The 16,860-nt window shown below is 61.0% G+C and carries 16 protein-coding genes and 1 tRNA gene; 3 read left to right on the top strand and 14 right to left on the bottom strand.

Annotation, left to right across the window (positions count from 1 at the left end; all coding sequences use genetic code 11):
• Positions 1–9 precede the first annotated feature (9 nt).
• The 10 genes from AC0KW6_RS00840 to AC0KW6_RS00885 form a co-directional block, all read right to left on the bottom strand.
• Positions 10–1,116 (bottom strand): flagellar motor switch protein FliG, encoded by a 1,107-nt coding sequence (locus AC0KW6_RS00840; RefSeq protein ID WP_323776431.1) that lies wholly within the window; start codon positions 1,114–1,116, stop codon positions 10–12.
• A gap of 74 nt (positions 1,117–1,190) precedes the next feature.
• Positions 1,191–1,724 carry a tetratricopeptide repeat protein gene (locus AC0KW6_RS00845; RefSeq protein ID WP_323776433.1) on the bottom strand — a complete coding sequence of 178 codons (534 nt, stop codon included), beginning with the start codon at positions 1,722–1,724 and terminating at the stop codon, positions 1,191–1,193.
• Positions 1,725–1,887: 163 nt separating this feature from the next.
• Positions 1,888–3,192: an adenylosuccinate lyase gene (gene purB, locus AC0KW6_RS00850; protein ID WP_474033825.1), complete on the bottom strand. Its 1,305-nt coding sequence runs from the start codon at positions 3,190–3,192 to the stop codon at positions 1,888–1,890.
• A gap of 207 nt (positions 3,193–3,399) precedes the next feature.
• Positions 3,400–4,641, bottom strand: a complete 1,242-nt coding sequence (locus tag AC0KW6_RS00855) for a bifunctional alpha/beta hydrolase/OsmC family protein (protein WP_474033826.1) — start codon at positions 4,639–4,641, stop codon at positions 3,400–3,402.
• A 625-nt stretch (positions 4,642–5,266) separates the two neighbouring features.
• Complete coding sequence (gene dddP, locus AC0KW6_RS00860; protein WP_474033827.1) at positions 5,267–6,610, bottom strand: dimethylsulfonioproprionate lyase DddP; 1,344 nt, start codon at positions 6,608–6,610, stop codon at positions 5,267–5,269.
• Between the two features lie 297 nt (positions 6,611–6,907).
• Positions 6,908–7,759, bottom strand: a complete 852-nt coding sequence (locus AC0KW6_RS00865; RefSeq protein WP_474033828.1) for a hypothetical protein — start codon at positions 7,757–7,759, stop codon at positions 6,908–6,910.
• Positions 7,760–8,098: 339 nt separating this feature from the next.
• Positions 8,099–8,893, bottom strand: coding sequence for a lytic murein transglycosylase (locus AC0KW6_RS00870; protein ID WP_474033829.1), 795 nt, complete (start codon positions 8,891–8,893; stop codon positions 8,099–8,101).
• Between the two features lie 92 nt (positions 8,894–8,985).
• Positions 8,986–10,233 carry an Hsp70 family protein gene (locus AC0KW6_RS00875; protein WP_474033830.1) on the bottom strand — a complete coding sequence of 416 codons (1,248 nt, stop codon included), beginning with the start codon at positions 10,231–10,233 and terminating at the stop codon, positions 8,986–8,988.
• Between the two features lie 183 nt (positions 10,234–10,416).
• Entirely contained in the window at positions 10,417–11,823 is a 1,407-nt protein-coding gene (gene glnA, locus AC0KW6_RS00880) for a type I glutamate--ammonia ligase (protein ID WP_291727014.1), read from the bottom strand.
• 47 nt (positions 11,824–11,870) lie between these two features.
• On the bottom strand, positions 11,871–12,209 hold the full coding sequence (locus tag AC0KW6_RS00885) for a P-II family nitrogen regulator (protein ID WP_008554830.1): 339 nt from the start codon (positions 12,207–12,209) through the stop codon (positions 11,871–11,873).
• Positions 12,210–12,379: 170 nt separating this feature from the next.
• Between AC0KW6_RS00885 and AC0KW6_RS00890 the strand changes: the two genes are divergently transcribed.
• Positions 12,380–14,035, top strand: coding sequence for an NAD(P)H-hydrate dehydratase (locus AC0KW6_RS00890; protein WP_474033831.1), 1,656 nt, complete (start codon positions 12,380–12,382; stop codon positions 14,033–14,035).
• A 9-nt stretch (positions 14,036–14,044) separates the two neighbouring features.
• On the opposite strand, the gene AC0KW6_RS00895 is transcribed toward AC0KW6_RS00890, so the two are convergent.
• Entirely contained in the window at positions 14,045–14,572 is a 528-nt protein-coding gene (locus AC0KW6_RS00895; protein ID WP_474033832.1) for a Hint domain-containing protein, read from the bottom strand.
• A gap of 220 nt (positions 14,573–14,792) precedes the next feature.
• On the opposite strand from AC0KW6_RS00895, the gene AC0KW6_RS00900 reads away from it, so the two are divergent.
• A tRNA-Leu gene (locus AC0KW6_RS00900) sits at positions 14,793–14,877 on the top strand.
• A gap of 70 nt (positions 14,878–14,947) precedes the next feature.
• Here AC0KW6_RS00900 and AC0KW6_RS00905 read toward each other — a convergent pair.
• Genes AC0KW6_RS00905 through AC0KW6_RS00915 form a run of 3 tightly spaced genes read right to left on the bottom strand, consistent with a single transcriptional unit; the run spans position 14,948 to position 15,821 of the window.
• Positions 14,948–15,163: a hypothetical protein gene (locus AC0KW6_RS00905; protein ID WP_474034221.1), complete on the bottom strand. Its 216-nt coding sequence runs from the start codon at positions 15,161–15,163 to the stop codon at positions 14,948–14,950.
• 58 nt (positions 15,164–15,221) lie between these two features.
• Positions 15,222–15,473 (bottom strand): hypothetical protein, encoded by a 252-nt coding sequence (locus tag AC0KW6_RS00910; RefSeq protein WP_474033833.1) that lies wholly within the window; start codon positions 15,471–15,473, stop codon positions 15,222–15,224.
• Between the two features lie 60 nt (positions 15,474–15,533).
• Positions 15,534–15,821: a hypothetical protein gene (locus tag AC0KW6_RS00915; RefSeq protein WP_474033834.1), complete on the bottom strand. Its 288-nt coding sequence runs from the start codon at positions 15,819–15,821 to the stop codon at positions 15,534–15,536.
• Between the two features lie 146 nt (positions 15,822–15,967).
• On the opposite strand from AC0KW6_RS00915, the gene AC0KW6_RS00920 reads away from it, so the two are divergent.
• Positions 15,968–16,723: a GIY-YIG nuclease family protein gene (locus AC0KW6_RS00920; RefSeq protein WP_474033835.1), complete on the top strand. Its 756-nt coding sequence runs from the start codon at positions 15,968–15,970 to the stop codon at positions 16,721–16,723.
• Positions 16,724–16,860: the final 137 nt, after the last annotated feature.

Consider the following 16,860-nt stretch of genomic DNA (forward strand, 5'->3'; position numbering starts at 1 on the left):
TGGCGGATTTTAGCCGTCTTCCGCCTCGTCCTCGTCGGATTTCAGGTCAATCTCGCCAGTGGCCACAAGATCCCGCATCGCCGAGATGATCAAGCTGAACGCAACCTCGCCATCGCTGCGTTTGACCTTGCCGCGCTCTCTCACTTCATCGCGGATGTTATCGGCCATCCGGCTGGACATGTTCTTGAGCAGGAATTCGTTGGTCGCAACATCTTCCTCTTCGGTGGCAAAGGCCATGGCCGTGACCATATCCGGCGGCGACAGCACCCGCATCAGCTTGGGCACGTCGATCGGGCGCATCCGTTTGGCGATCAGCGCGTAGGTGAAGATCGCTTTGCGCACCTTGGTGGCAAAATCCACATCTTCTTCGTCCAGCGCCGTCAGCACCTCGTCCCGTTTGGCGGCGGCGGCTTCGGTCAGAATGCCGCCAAGACGCTGGCCCGGGGTCTCATCAAAGGCGAGATCGGGCCGGGCTTCGACCTGAGCGGCAAGCGACAGGCCGATCCGATCCACGGTTTCAGGCGTGACGTTGGCGGTGTGGCTGACGGCATAGGTGATGCGGCGGGCAATCGGGCCGGGCAGGTGCACCAGCATTTGCGCGGCCTTGGCGGTGTCCAGCTTGGACAGCAGAACCGCGGCCACTTCAGTGCTTTCCGCCTCGGCCAATCCGGCCAGATCTTCGGGCGGCAGCTGTTTCAGGCGCTCCCAGGGATCGCCGAACTGGCGAACGCCCGCTTCTTTGCGGAGGCGGCTGTGGGTGTGGCGGCTGATCTTGCCTTGCATCGCGTTCAGCGCGCCGGCCAGACCATTGGGGAAATGCAGGCCGATATTGTCCAGAAGATCGGCAAATTCGCCCGCAACCGCGTTCAGCGTGTCGCGGTCGACAATGCTCATCTTACCCATCTGCTGGGTCAGTTCCAGCTGCAGGTCGTCCGGCAGTTCCTCCAGCGGGATTTCCGCGCCTTCATTCAGCAGCAGCCGGACGATGATTGCGGCTTTGGCCTTGCCGCTCAGCCCGCTGCCGCCCGCTGTGCCCAATCGGGCCGGGGTTCCGATCCCGCCCAGACCCGGGCTGCCTGAAGCCATCGGAAGCGCCAGCATGTTGTCTTGAGGCATTCTCGCACCCTACCAAAGATTCTTCTCAATCGTGGAGGCCAGGATACGCCGCAAGCCGTAAAGAAAGGCTGAAGCTAATAGTTGTAGGATGCACCTGTTTCCAAGGCGTTGCGCAGCGATGCTTCGGCCCAGCTGCCATCGCCGCCCCGTGCCTTGATCTCTTTCCACTGTATCAGGGCTGCGCCGTATTTGCCCTGTTCCACAAGGCCCTGGCCCATGTACGAACGGGCAAGAATATTATCCGGATTCCGCTTCAATGCCCGGTCATAGTAGGTTTGCGCCAGTTCCAAATTCCCGAGTTTACGGTGCGTGAAGCCCCAGTAGGTCAGCACCAGAGAGTCCTGCTGGTCCGGCATCGCGCGGAGCACCGACTGGGCGTCTTGCTGGCGGCCGGCATAGGCCAGCTCGCGCGCGGCATCCATCAGGCCCTGCTGGTTCAGGGAAGATTTCCTGGGTCGCACGCAACGTTTCTTGTTTGCGTCCCAGACCCGCTTGCCCTTGCAGGTCTTGGTGGTTTCGGAGGGCTTCGGCGGGTTCCAGTCATTGCCGCCTGCGGCATGGGCCGTGATCGGCAGGGTCAAGGCAGCGGCAAGAGCAAAAAAACGCATGTCGTGATCTCCTGGTGCGTAAAGTCGTGATCAATGTACGCCTGCAAGCCGCGGGCGGGCTAATTTTTTCATATCAAAAACGCGTTTGTGAAAACCTGCTGGTGCAAACAAAAAAACGCCCCGCCGGGATGGCGGGGCGCTGGAGGCTGTAAAGCAGGCCGGCTTACTCGCCAAACACCCGCTTGAAGATCGTATCAACATGTTTGGTGTGATAGCCCATGTCGAATTTCTCGTTGATCGCTTCTTCGCCCAGGGCCGCAACCACGTCCGCATCCGCCAGCAGCAGCTCGCGGAAATCAACGCGCTCCTCCCAGACTTTCAGGGCGTTGCGCTGCACCATGGCATAGGCGTCCTCACGGCTGACACCCGCTTGAGTCAGCGCCAGAAGGACCCGCTGCGACATCACCAGACCCGGGAATTTGTTCATGTTGTCCAGCATGTTCTCGGGGAACACCAGCATCTTGTCGACAACGCCGGCCAGGCGGTGCAGGGCAAAGTCGAGGGTGACGGTCGCGTCGGGGCCGATGCCGCGTTCCACGGAGGAATGCGAGATGTCCCGTTCGTGCCACAGCGCCACGTTTTCCATCGCGGGCACAACAGTCATGCGGACCAGACGCGCCAGACCGGTCAGGTTTTCGGTCAGAACCGGGTTCTTCTTATGCGGCATCGCCGAGGAGCCTTTCTGGCCCATCGAGAAGAATTCGGCGCCTTCCAGCACCTCGGTACGCTGCATGTGGCGGATTTCCACAGCAACGTTTTCGATCGAGGACGCAATGACGCCGAGGGTGGCAAAGAACATCGCATGGCGGTCGCGCGGGATCACCTGGGTGGAGATCGGCTCAGGCCGCAGGCCCAGCTGTTCGCAGACATGCTCTTCTACCGCCGGGTCAACATTGGCAAAGGTGCCGACCGCGCCGGAGATCGCACCGGTGGCGACTTCCGCGCGGGCGGCGGCCAGGCGCTGCTTGTTGCGGTCCATCTCGGCGTAGAAACGGGCAAAGGTCAGCCCCATCGTGGTGGGTTCGGCATGGATGCCGTGGCTGCGGCCGACGCGCACGGTGTCCTTGTGCTCCAGCGCGCGCTTCTTCAGCGCGGCGAGCAACTTGTCCATGCCGTCCAGCAGGATGTCTGCGGCGCGCACCAGCTGTACATTCAGGCAGGTGTCCAGCACGTCCGACGACGTCATGCCCTGATGCACAAAGCGGGCCTCGTCGCTGCCGACATGCTCAGCCAGATGGGTGAGGAAGGCGATCACGTCATGTTTGGTCACCGCTTCAATCTCGTCGATGCGGGCGACGTCGAATTCCACGTCCTTGGCTTTCCACACGGCGTCAGCGTTTTCGCGCGGGATCACGCCGAGGTTGGCCATCGCTTCGCAGGCATGGGCCTCGATCTCGTACCAGATCTTGAATTTGGTCTCAGGCGACCAGATGGCGACCATCTCGGGGCGGGCATAGCGGGGGATCATGGCGAAAGCACCTTTATGTGATTGTGCAGCAGATGCCCGGCCTCTTAGATCAGGAGCGGCAGGACAGCAAGGCTGGGAGATGGACATGAGGCAGATTGCCCTGATGATTGCGGTATCATTGCCCGTTTCACCGCTTGCGCCGCCGGGCCCAAGGCCGATGCCGTTGCAGGCTTCCCGCAAGGGCCGGGGGCGGGAGGTCCCTGATTTTTAAAGTTGCCCGGTTGCCGCCTGAGTCGAGGTTTCCAGATGTGTCACCACCTTGGCGCCGTTTTCCAAGGTCCGATGCACCGGGCATTTATCGGCAATCTCCATCAGCTTGGCCCGCTGTTCCCCGCTCAAAGGGCCGCAGAGGTGGATCACCCGGGTGAACTGGTCGATTTTGGCCGGCCCCGTCGGCTGGGCATCCTGGGCATGGACCTTGTCATGGCTCACATCGACGCTGATCCCCTCCAGCGGCCAGCCCTTGCGGCGGGCGTACATCCGCAGCGTCATCGAGGTGCAGGCGCCCAGCCCCGCCGCCACGAAGCCGTAGGGCGACATGCCCCGGTTGGTGCCGCCATAGGCCAGCGGTTCATCCGCATAGGTGTGGTGATAGGGACCGGATTGCACATCCTGCAGGAACCCCTCCGGGTCCGCCTCTGTCACCCGCAGGATGCCTTCGGGCGCACCTGGCGGCGGCGCGGGCGGGGTCATGCCGACATAGCGCCCGGCCCAGGCGGCAATCACCTCGGCGGCATATTCCGCATCCGCAGCGCGGGTGATCAGGTGATCGGCGTCATCCAGGGTGACAAAGCTCTTGGGGTGTTTCGCGGCTGTAAAGATCGAAGCCGCATTGTCGATGCTCACCGTTTCATCCCGCGGGGCATGCAGCACCAGCAGTGCGGCCTTGAGGCCGGCAATCGCCGGCGCCAGCGCTTCAGCGTTTATGTCCTCGACAAACGCCTTGCCAATGATGAAAGGCCGCCCGCCCAGGCACACTTCCGCGCGGCCCTTGGCGTCAATTTCGGGCAAGGCAGCGTCGAAGTGGTGCGAGACATGGCCGGGATCGAACGGCGCACCCAGTGTCACCACGCCTTTGACCGACGGGATGCCGGCCCGTGCCCGCAGCACCGCCGCGCCGCCCAGCGAATGGCCGATCAGCAGCGATGGGGCCATGTCGCGGGACGCCAGATACTGCGCCGCCATAATCAGATCCGCGACATTGGAGCTGAAGGAGGTGTTCTCAAACTCCCCTTCGGAATGCCCCAGACCGGTAAAGTCGAACCGCAGCACTGCAATCCCCATTGCCGCCAGCCGCCCGGCGATGCGCCGCGCCGCCGGGATGTCCTTGGAACAGGTAAAGCAATGGGCAAACAGCGCCGTTGCCAGGACCGGTCCCTCGGGCAGGTCGAGCCGGGCAGCAAGGGTGTTTCCGGCATGGCCGGGAAAGGAGATGCGTTCAGCGGGCATGGGCGTGGCCTTTATTGGGTGTTCCGCTTAGATTGATCGCTCAATGGGACCTGAACAAGGCGGCAGCCTGCAACGTCACGGGAAGGTGAAGGCAGATGAGCGCAATGTGCCGGAACGGCAGTGGCGGCTACACGCCGCAAGCTGCACGCGATAGGGAGAAGAGGCAGTGTTTGCGGATGTTTGCAATCGCGCACGCTGGAAATTCGGCCGGTATACTGAGGCGGGCCTTGTTACCAGTTCGGCCTTTGTGATGTCGCCGGACACGACCTGCGTTTTGCTGACCCGTCACTGGAAGCTGGCCTCTGGCTGCAATTGGGCGGTGATTGCAACGGCTTTGCCGACGTTCTCCGAAAACAAGACAATGAAGAACGCGGGTATCGCGGGGCAAGCCGCTGTCTGAGCAGATGATTGACGTTGATATTTTTGAAATCCCGGAACCTGCGAAAGACTGCGCGCATCTGCAGTTTGACGTGCGGCATCTGTTCCAGACGGAGGCCGGGGAAATTGCGTTGCGCGGGGGGCATGCGCTGGCCTGGGATAAGCGCAGGTGCCTGACGGCGCCGCAGGGCATTCCGGCCCCTCCTGAACTGGAGGGACCGGTACAGGAAGGGCCGGCTGCCAGGGATCAGGCCTCGCCCAGCAGGTCCTTGTCGAACGGGTATTTGGTCAGGTTTTCATAGCCGTCCTCGGTGATCAGCACCTGGTCTTCCAGCTTGACCGAGAAATCGCCGCCTTCGGGGGAGATCAGCGCCTCGACACAGAGCACCATGCCCGGCTCAAGCTCATAGTCGAAGGCGCCTTCGACCATCTGATCCGGGTAGGCGACCAGCGGCCATTCATCACAGAGGCCGACGCCATGCATCATGCAGCCGTATTTCTGCTTCTGGAACTGCGGATCCAGCGGATGACAGGCCCTGGACAGGTCCTGAATGTTCACACCGGGCTTCAGCATCTCCATGTTGTGGCGGATATGCTCGACCCCGTGCTGCATGGCATATACCATGTCGGCGCGCGGTTTCTCGTCACCAATCCACCAGCTGCGCGAGATATCGATGCAGATCCCGTAAGAGCCGACCAGGTCGGTGTCAAAGCTGATCATCTCGTTGTTCTGGATGATGCGGGGGCCGCATTCCTGGAACCAGGGGTTGGTGCGCGGGCCGGAGGCGAGGAGGCGGGTTTCGATCCATTCGCCGCCGCGGCGGATGTTTTCGGCGTGAAGCACCGCCCAGACGTCGTCCTCCGAAATATTGCCGCCGGGTACCTGTTCGCGGGCAAACCGCTCCATTGCCGCTACGGCTGTTTCGCAGGCGTGGCTGGCGCAGCGCATGGCCAGAATCTCGTCCGGGCCTTTCACCGCGCGGCATTTCTCGGTCAGCTCTTCGCCGGGGAGGATCTCCAGCCCTTGCGCCTCCAGCGCGCGCAGCCCGTGCAGCATGATCTTGTCCACCGCCAGGCGCCTGTTGCTGCCGCTGTGCTCTTCCAGCAGCTTGCGGACCTCGTTGGAGAACACATCCGCCGCCACATCCACCTTGTCGCCGCGGTCGAAATAGAACAGATCGGCGCCAGCCCGCTGCTCGCGTACAAACGGGTTGAACTCGCTGAGGAACGGTGACTGCTTGTAGTCCCACAGCACCATATAGCCGTCGGCGCAGATCAGCAGGGCGCGGAACGGATTGTGGGTGTTCCACAGCTGCATATTGGTGCTGTCGGTGGCATAGCGGATGTTCAGCGGGTCAAACACCAGAAGGCCGGCATAGCCGCGGTCATTGATGAACCGGGTCAGCCGCTCCCAGCGGAACTTGCGCATTTCCTGTAAGTCGGGCAGTTGCAGCCCGGCCTCGGCCCATTCGCCAAAAGCCAGCTGGGTCGGGCCGATCTCAACCCGGTCATTATTGTTCGGCGTGTTGTCGCCCAGGTTGGCGCCGCGGGTTGGGTCGATCTTGCGGATGTCGCGGTAATGCTCGTTCATGCGTGGCCTCCGTCGCTGCACAGGTCTGTCCAATGTGGCGGCGTCTGCTGCCGGAATCGCTGCAGAAAACGACGGGTTTTGCAGTCGTTTCTGACCTATGCATGCCCGGTTCAGCAACGTCGCGGAAAGCCGCTGTGCAGGCAGGACGGCCATCGTGCCGCTGCAACGCGCCTTGGTATCGGGAGCCGGACCTGCTTCTGCCGGGGGATTTCCTGCGCGGTGATATGCAGATGCGCTTGCTGCAGGCACACGCTGTTGTGTGCGCCCTTCACAGCCATCCGGCGCCCGGTCCTGGGGTCAGGGCAGCAGCGGACGCGCGGCCTGAACCATGCCGGCGCTTTCCAGATAGAGGAACAGAGCTGTCAGCAGCAACAGGTGGCTGATGAAGCGCAGGCGGCCGGTGCCGGCCAGGGTGACTGCGGCCAGGGCTGACGCCCGCAATTGGCTGCCCCAGCTGAGGCGCGCAAAGCCAGCCGGCTCCGGGTTGCGGATGCGGGCGTGGATCAGCCCGGCGCTGTCCGGGGCCGCGGCGCTGCCGCGGCTGCCATTGGCGGCCAGGAAGACCCGGTCGCAATGGGCTTCCAGCTCCAGCGCGGTTTGCTCAACCGGAGTGAAGCGTTCACGGCCGCGCAGCTTGGCCGGCCCGGTTTGCTGAGGTTGGCTTTCTAAGGCGTTTGCGGTGCCAGCGATGGGCGGATGCGGTTGTTCCGGCTGGCCGTTGCCGGCGGTAAACGCACCAAGGAACTGTTCGCAGGTCAGCGCGGTTCCGGTCTCCAGCCATTCGACGGAGGTCGCATCAACCTCTGGCAGCAGGCGCCGCAGCATTTCCGCCAGCAGCAGTTCCGAGATTTCCCGGTCGCAATAGCCGGGGAAGACCGGGGACAGTGACAATTCCAGGATCGCCGAGGGCTGCATTATGCTGCTGGTCAGTTTGCTGGAGCGCCGCAGGGGCACCCGGCGCAGCCGGACTGTCACATGATAATGGTCGCATTGCAGCCTGGCAGTGGTCTCGGCGCGGGCGGCAATCGTTTCGGCCGGATGGCCGAAATCCTCAAGCGTGTCCACAACCGCGGCAACCGCAGCCGAAAGAGTTCCGGTATCGCGGCTCTCCAGGCCCAGCCTGCCTGTGTGCTGTGTGGTTTCTGCCATCGTCCGGATCCTCCATTCAGGGTGCCGATGGAAGAAGGTTAAAATTTGAAGGAGTTCAAAGTGGGGCAGGAATTAAGGTTCTGACGAAAATGGCTGAACAGACGGCGGTAAAATACGGCGTTTGTGAAGGGTTTGATTTTAAATGATTTTCATCAAGATATGCGGGTGCTGCGGGCTGCAATACGGCTCAACTGTGGCGGGGGGCGGACACATTGATGCCCCAGAGCCTACAGTAATCCGGGAATCACCTGCACTGTTCCTGGGACGGTCAGCCGCTGGTGTCCGCAGCCCGCCAAAGACCGGGCGCAGATATCAGCCGTAGGTTGGGAAAGGCGACGGTCAGCGGTCGATCTGGCGCCCCATGATTGCCAGCGACTTCTGATAGACCGTCGCGGCGTTCCATTGCTTCAGAACCCGGTAGTTCGGCTCGCCCTGCTGATAGCCTTTGCCGGGCTTCCAGCCCTTTTGGCGCAGGTAATTCGCAGTGGAGGCCATCGCATCCCCCATGTTGTAGAAATCCACCCGCCCGTTGCCGTCCCAGTCAATCCCGTATTGCAGCGCATTGCCAGGCAGGAACTGGGTATGGCCCAGCTCGCCATGTCTGGCGCCCAGAGTGGCCGTGGTGATGGCGCCTTGGTCCACCAGTTTCAGCGCCCCTAGCGCATGCGGGCGGAAGAAATCAGAGCGCCGGCAATCGTAGGTCAGCGTCACGATGGCCGAAACCACCTGGCTGTCGCCCATATAGTTGCCAAACGCGGTCTCCATTCCATGGATGGCAATCAGCACGCCGGCCGGCACGCCGTATTTACGCTCCAGTGCAGCATAGAACTCCGGGTTGCGTGCCTTTCGCTTGCGGCCCTGCGCCACAATGGTCGCTGACCCGCGGATCTGCATGAATTTCTCCAGCGAGTATTTGAAGCTCTTCTGGTTGCGGTCGGCAGAGATGGTGCGGCTGGCATATTGCGCATTGGCCAGCGCGTGCAGCCCCGCCTTGCGCACGCCTGCGCGTTTGGCCTCGCGCTGGAAGTCCTGCTTCCAGGTCTCAAACCCGGAAGACGTATTGCCGCAGGTGGCGGCCAGGGCAGGGGAAGCAAGCAGGGCGGAAATCAGGGCAGGGGCAATCAGCCGGCGCATGAAAGAACTCTCAAAATGTGACTCGTGCCTTGCAGCCTAACGTGCTGGCAGCCGGTGTCTAACGGGAAAAACCGGGTATGGTTCGTATTTATCTAGGTGAAGGCTGTTCCGGCTGCCAGGGCAAGGCCGTCGGCCACGGCCGTCATGGCATTTCCAGTTTCAACGCGGGCGTTTGGGCAGATGCTGCGCATTTGGGCCTGAACCGCCGCCAAAAGCGAAGAGCCGCCGACCATCACGATCCGGTCGACGCTGCCGGCTGTGAGCCCGGCCTGCGCCAGTGTCTCAGCCGCGCAAGCGCCGATGGCTGCGGTCTGCTCTGCCAGTGTCTGGTTCATCTCCGAGGCGGGCAGCGGCACGGACAGGCCGCGCTGCAGCAGCTTCAGGTCGATCGCCGCCGCGCCGCCCGCCGTGTTGGCCTGAATCTTGCCGCGCTCGACAGCAAAAGCCAGCTCGTGGCCCAGTTCATCCTCCAGCACCGAGACCAGGCGGGCCAGCATGTCCGGTTCAACCGCATTGGCGGCCAGGTCCCTTGCAGCCCTGCGGCTTTCCGGACTGTAGAGAAAAGGGATCATCTGCCAGGTGGCCAGATCATTAAACATCCGGTTCGGCGCCGGCAGGGTGCCGCCGCCGAAGGTGTTGCGGATCTGGCTGCCGCGTCCCAGCAGCGGCATCACATGATGAATGCTCAGCTGCCGGTCAAAATCGGTGCCGCCCAGCCGCACCCCATGCGAGGCCAGGATGCGGGTGCTGCCATTTTCGTCCAGTTCAAAGGCGGTGAAGTCCGAGGTGCCGCCGCCGATATCGACAATCAGCCCGCAGCCCGGTGCAGGCGCGGCGGCCCTTAAGGCTGCTTCCGGCTCATACATGAACAGCACATCCTGAAAGCCGGCCTCCAGGTAACAAGCACGCAGGTCTTTTTCCGCCTGGATGTTGCGGGTTTCATCTTTGGAATGAAACCGCACCGGCCGGCCGGACAGCGCATGGGTGAACTCCATATGCGTGGCTGTCTCGGCGCGCCGTTTCATCTCTTCCAGAAAGCGGGCAATGAGGGTTCCGAAACTGATCCGCTCGCCGCCTAGCCGTCGTTCCTCATGCAGCAGCGGGGTGCCCAGCAGGCTTTTCAAGGCCCGCATGAAACGCCCCTCGTCCCCGCTGATCAGTGCGCGTGTCGCGCTGTGGCCGATCCGCATTCTGCGGCTGCCTTCGTCAAAAAACACTGCAGTGGGCAGGGTTTGTTCACCCGGTTCCATCTCAACCAGCCATGGCCGGCCTGCCACGGCAATCCCCGCTGCTGAATTGGAGGTGCCGAAATCGATACCAAGGGTGTTGGGGGCAGTCATGGAAAAGGCTCCTTTCACAGGCGGGGAGCGGGCCGGAATACAGCAGCCGCAAAACAAGGGCAAGAAAAAGCCGCCCTGCCTGCGGGAGAACCGAAAGCCGGAACGCCTGTCAGCCGAACGCGCCCCGTGAATGAGAAAAAGGGCGCCCCGAGGGACGCCCTTTCAAATTCATGGCTCTGCACCTTAGCAGCTGTAGTACATGCCGAATTCGACCGGATGCGGGGTGTGCTCGTATTTGTGCACCTCTTCCATCTTCAGCTCGATATAGCCGTCGATCTGGTCCTTGGTGAACACGTCGCCCTGCAGCAGGAAGTCGTGGTCGGCGGCCAGCGCGTCAACAGCTTCGCGCAGGCTGCCGCAGACGGTCGGGATGCCTTCCAGCTCTTCGGCCGGCAGATCGTACAGGTTCTTGTCCATGGCTTCGCCCGGGTCGATCTTGTTGCGGATGCCGTCCAGGCCGGCCATCAGCAGCGCGGCAAAGCACAGGTAGGGGTTGGCCGCCGGATCGGGGAAACGGGCCTCGACACGCTTGGCTTTCGGGCTTTCGGTCCACGGGATCCGCACGCAGCCGGAGCGGTTGCGGGCGGAATAGGCGCGCAGAACCGGGGCTTCAAAGCCCGGGATCAGGCGCTTGTAGGAGTTGGTGGACGGGTTGGTGAAGGCATTCAGGGTCTTGGAATGCTTCAGGATGCCACCGATGAAATACAACGCTTCCTGGCTGAGGTCGGCGTATTTGTCGCCGGCAAACAGCGGCTTGCCGTCCTTCCAGATCGACATGTTCACATGCATGCCCGAACCATTGTCGCCATAGATCGGCTTCGGCATGAAAGTCGCGGATTTGCCATAGGCGTGGGCCACGTTGTGGATCACGTATTTGTATTTCTGCAGCTCGTCGGCCTGTTTGGTCAGGCTGTCGAAGATCAGGCCCAGCTCGTGCTGGCAGGACGCTACTTCGTGGTGGTGCTTGTCGACCTTCATGCCCAGGCGCTTCATGGTCGACAGCATTTCCGAACGCAGGTCCTGCGCTTCGTCGGTCGGGTTGACCGGGAAGTAGCCGCCCTTCAGGCCCGGGCGGTGGCCCATGTTGCCCATTTCGAATTCGGCATCGGTGTTCCAGGAGCCGTCGGTTGCGTCTACTTCATAGGACACCTTGTTGATGGTGTTGGAGTAACGCACGTCGTCAAACAGAAAAAATTCCGCTTCCGGACCCATATAGGCCACATCGCCGATGCCGGAGGACTTCAGGTAAGCTTCGGCCTTCTGGGCGGTGCCGCGCGGGTCGCGCTCATAGGCTTCGCCGGTGTCGGGCTCAACGATCGAGCAATGCAGGCAGAGGGTTTTCTCGGCATAAAACGGATCGATATAGGCGGACGTGGTGTCAGCCATCAGTTTCATGTCGGAGTTTTCAATCGACTTCCAGCCGGCGATCGAGGAGCCGTCGAACATGAAGCCTTCTTCCAGGAAGTCTTCGTCAACCAGGTCCACGTCCACGGTCACATGCTGCAGGCGGCCGCGCACGTCGGTGAAACGGATGTCGACATAGGCGACGTCGTCTTCACGGAGAGTCTTGAGAACTGCGTCTACGCTCATTCCCTTGGTCCTTCTTTAGAGATGTCTTTGAGATTTTTTGGGTGATCTTACAATGCGTCCGGGCCGGTCTCGCCGGTACGGATGCGGATTGCTTGCTCGACGGGCGAGACAAAGATCTTGCCGTCGCCGATCTTGTCGGTCTTGGCGGCGTCGACGATGGCTTCGATTGCTTGGTCGACCTGATCGTCGTCCAGCACCACTTCAACCTTCACTTTGGGCAGGAAGTCGACCACATATTCCGCACCGCGGTACAGTTCGGTGTGGCCCTTCTGACGGCCAAAGCCTTTGACCTCGATCACTGAAAGGCCCTGCACGCCGACGTCCTGCAACGCTTCCTTCACCTCATCCAGTTTAAATGGCTTGATGATGGCTTCGATCTTTTTCATCGGCATGGCTCCTCGCAAGCTTGTTGGGGGTGTCATTTCACTTCTAAATGAAGGCAGCAATGCATGGCCTTGCAGCTGCGGCAATTGTGGCCAGGAATTGATCGCTACTGCCTAAAAAATAAGCATTGCGCTCAAGGATTGCGCAAAATTGAATCGGGGAAGAGCAAAAGATGACCGAACTTCTGACTGCAGCCCAGATGCGGGCCATTGAACAGGCCGCCATCGAGTCCGGCGAAGTGACCGGCCTCGAACTAATGGAGCGGGCCGGGCAGGGGGTGGTTGAGGCCATTTTCGAGGAGTGGCCGGAACTGGCAAGTCAGCGGGGGCCGGCCCCCGCACCTCCGGAGTATTTGGCGAAAGATGAAGAGCCGCGCAGGGCATTGGTTCTGTGCGGGCCGGGCAACAACGGCGGCGACGGCTTTGTTGTGGCGCGGTTGCTGAAGGAGCGGGACTGGGAGGTCGAAGTGTTCCTCTACGGCGACCCGGACAAGCTGCCGCCGGATGCTAAGGAGAATTATGAGCGGTGGCGGAAACTTGGTGCAGTTGCTCCATACATTGATGTTGGAGAGAACGCATTTGCGCTTGATGCTGCGGAATACCGCGCAAACACCCTTCTTGTTGATGCGTTGTTTGGCACTGGCCTAACTCGGCCCGTTGAGAATTTTAACGCGTTCGGCCGGGTAAGCCAGACAACCGGGTGGCGTCTGCAGGATAGCCTTGAAAAAGGCGGTTTTCCTTCTCCCCGCGTGGTCTCAATTGATTTACCCAGCGGTATCTGCACGGATTCTGGCGAACTATTGCACAGCGGCACGCCGCCCTCCGACTTTGAGGAAATTCGGGCTGATTTAACAGTGACTTTTCACAGTAAGAAGTTGGCGCACGCCCTGGCAGATGGCCCGCAGCAGTCAGGCAAGGTTGTGGTGAAGAGCATTGGCCTGGAAACAGGCCAAAGCGCTGAACTTGGCGGTGTTGCGAAGTCAGCGGAGCCAAACTTGATAAGGAAGCGGGGCGGGCACCACAAATACTCCCACGGCCACGCCCTTGTCCTCTCCGGCGGCCATGGCAAAACCGGTGCTGCCCGGCTGGCCGCCCGCGGTGCTTTGCGGATCGGGGCGGGGCTGGTCACGGTTGGCTCGCCGCGCTCGGCGATGTTTGAAAATGCTGCCAACCTCACCGCCATCATGCTGCGCCAGATCGACGGGGCGCATGGGCTGGCGGAACTGCTGGAGGACGACCGGCTCAGCGCAATCTGCCTTGGCCCCGGCATGGGGCGCGGGGCGGATACCCAGGCGATGGTGTTCGCCACACTAAAGGAAAAACGGGCAACCGTGCTGGATGCAGATGCGCTCACCAGGTTTGAGATGAAGCCGGAAGTGCTGTTCGGGGCGCTGCATGAAAACTGCATAATCACCCCGCATGGCGGCGAGTTTGCCAGACTGTTTCCGGACCTGGCCGAAAAACTGAACGCGCCCGCCACCACCGGCCCGGCCTATTCCAAGGTGGACGCCACCCGCGAGGCCGCCAAGCGCGCGGGCTGTGTGGTGCTGTTCAAAGGGCCGGACACGGTGATTGCCGCGCCGGACGGACGCTGTTCGGTCAACTCCGCCCACTACGGCCGCTCTGCGCCCTGGTTGGCGACTGCCGGATCGGGCGACGTGCTGGCAGGCTTCATCACCGGGCTGATGGCGCGCGGGTTCTCCCCGATGCAGGCGGCAGAGACTGCCGCTTATATACATGTGGAATGCGCGCTGGAATTCGGTCCCGGCCTGATTGCCGAGGATCTGCCGGAGCAGATCCCCGCCGTGTTCCGCAGGCTGGGGCTGTAACGGCCCGGTTCAGGCCGCCGGCCGCAAATCTTCTTCTGGCGCGGCGGCTGCGGCCAGCTCCAGGCCGCCGGCATAGATCACATGCGGGCGGGAAAATTCCAGAATCGTCAGATCCATCATCTGCAATCCCAGATCGCGGATGAATTCGCCGTCCACCAGCTCATAGGCCGGCACCACAGCCTGCGGCTGGCCGAACATTGCCTTGGCGCGCCAGTCGCGCACCAGGATACGCTGGTCCCAGGGGACGGTCAGATCGCAGTCGGCGCGGATGTCGCCAAGCGAGCCGGCCGATATGTAAACGGCTTGCAGCATGGCGCGGCGGGTTCGGATCGCATCCACCTGGGCCATGCCTTGGGTGCGGGTGATGAGGCTGGTGCCAGCCTTGAGCTCCTCTGCCGGGCGCTCGCCCTCGCGGGTCAGCACAATCGTGCCGCGTAGCAGGCTGATGTTCTGGCTGCCTTGATACAGCCGCCGGGGGTGTGCCTGGCCACGCCTCGCCAGTTGCGCGCGCAAGCCCGCATTGCCGAACGGTTTCATGTTTGTTACTCGCTCTGTCTGCCTCAGACTTTTTGAGTGAATCTATGCCGGAACCGGATTCCAGGCCCAGCCTTTTCCGGCAAAAGCCTGCGCATTGTTGCAATTATGCGGACGGATTGTTGCTGTTTTGCACTGGGCATCCAGAGGAGCGTTTTCCGCTCGCATCCCCCGTTGTCCTTTGATAATCACCGCAGCACGCAAAGCGGTGCTTTGTGTACGTGCGGGTGTGGCGGAATTGGTAGACGCACCAGATTTAGGTTCTGGCGCCGCAAGGCGTGGGGGTTCAAGTCCCTTCACCCGCACCACATTGATTTCAAAGGAATAAACCAGCCCGACAAAGCGGGGCTGAGAGAGTTCCCCGTTTTCTCGTTCTGTTCATGCTCTGGTCCTGCGGGCCTGTGCGGACTGCGATAGACGCTTCTGGTTTGCTTGATTCCGGTTCTTCTTGACCATCTCAAGCGTCTTGTGCCCGTTCGATCCGTCCTCTGCGGCCTCGATGTCGCAGGACCAGACGTCATGGTCACGGTCGGAAACGGCACGGCGGGTGATGCTGGAGGTTTCGCAGCCGATCAGTATGCGCATTGATTTCATGATTGAACCTCTTGGTTTTCATCACTGCCCCCAACGCTGCCGGGGGCAGGTAAAGAAATCAGTAGTCACCGACCGACGTAACGACGTCGCCTTCATCCACTTCGATCATGGTTTCAGCTGCATACATGGAGAGAAGTTTTGCGGTGAGGCCATAGGGGCGCCTCATTGTGAAACCGGACTTTCCGCCCTTGCTGGTGATTACGCCTGAGTATTCGCGGATCTCACTGATGGTGCCGGTGGAAATCTCGTTATTGTCCTGACCGCAATCCTGCTTGATGCCGTGCCGCACTTCGGTAACAACGTCGCACATGCCTTTGTCCGACTCCACGTAGTGGTTTCTGTCATCCAGGTAGATCTTCCATCGAGGTCCTCAGAAGTCGCTGTCCTTTTCGGGGAAGTGCTCGACTGTGCAAGTTACAACGACGCCATCGCTCCCATCGCCCTCGTGGGGTTGGCGCATTTCTTCTACGATCTCAGAAAGCTTGATGCTCTTTGGCGCAATGCTCAAAATCTTCTCAAGGTCTTGCTGTAGTCTGCCAGCGATTATCCCAGTGGTGAGCGCCTTAACCTGCTTCTGGACCATGGCGCAGATCATAGTGTTGTAGCTGGGCAGGTTCAGGTTATGGGCGGAAAGGGCTTCCGCGAGGTGCTTTTCCAACTCACGTCCGAATTTCGAATAGCTTTCCGTTGCCCCCTTGACGGCGCGGGCGGCGGTTTCCGAGATCTGTTGATCAACAATCGCCTTTACTGTTTCAGGCGTTGTAGCGGCCTGCCGAGACAGAAAAAGCCCTGCGGTCCTACGTATTGGGTTTCGTCGAAATCGAGACGAAACCTAACCGGGACATCGAAAAGCCGTCGGAATTGGGCATGCAGCGCAAGCGCGACAACGGTTGGGCAGATCGCTGGATCTATGGCATTCCCATCCGCCGTGCTTGGCGGGTAGAGGAGAAAATGATGATCGGCAGGATCGCATTTAACTCCTACGATCCGAAGGTAGGTCAGGCATTGGCCGTTCACGGCGCGGAGTTGGATGACGATGAAATCGTCGAGGCCCTGAAGTTCAAGGTCCGCGAAGTCAACGTATATGGAGAGCCACCGCTTGAAGATGCAGATGCGCCCATCATTCCGTTTGCTGAAGCTTTTCGCCCATCCCGGGCGTTTGCTGGCCGGGCGGGAACGCGAACCTCGGTTTATCAGGACGGTGAAACCTATCTTTACCTCGCCACCTACGAGGGAGGCAGCCATGCCTTTGTCGGCCGGAAGAAAGCGCTCGGGGATAAGTCAGTTGCGCTCAAGATCGGGGTATCCAACCATCCCGATCGCCGGTGCGTTGAGCTGAATCCAGGCATTCCTCCGGCAGCACCGGGTAAGTGGATAGTTAAGATGACCTCCCAGGCCTATCCCGACATAAGCGGCGCAGAAGAGGTCGAGCAGCAATTCAAGCACAGATCCTACGGAAAGCTAGAAAGCCTGGGTGGCGAGTTCTTCTGGGGGCGCATTGACGAAGCTAAACTTTTGTTCTGTTCACTCCCGGGCATGGCACGCTTCAGGGCCAAATAGCCCCTTCTTGGATAGATGCCCTGCATACTTGGTCGGCCATCATTGACTGGATCAAGATATAGAAAAGGCGCCCATTGGGCGCCATATATATTGATCAGTGATTGGCTTCGCGGGATGTTTTTTCCAATTCCGAGACA

The sequence above is a fragment of the Leisingera sp. SA215 genome (genome assembly GCF_055902035.1).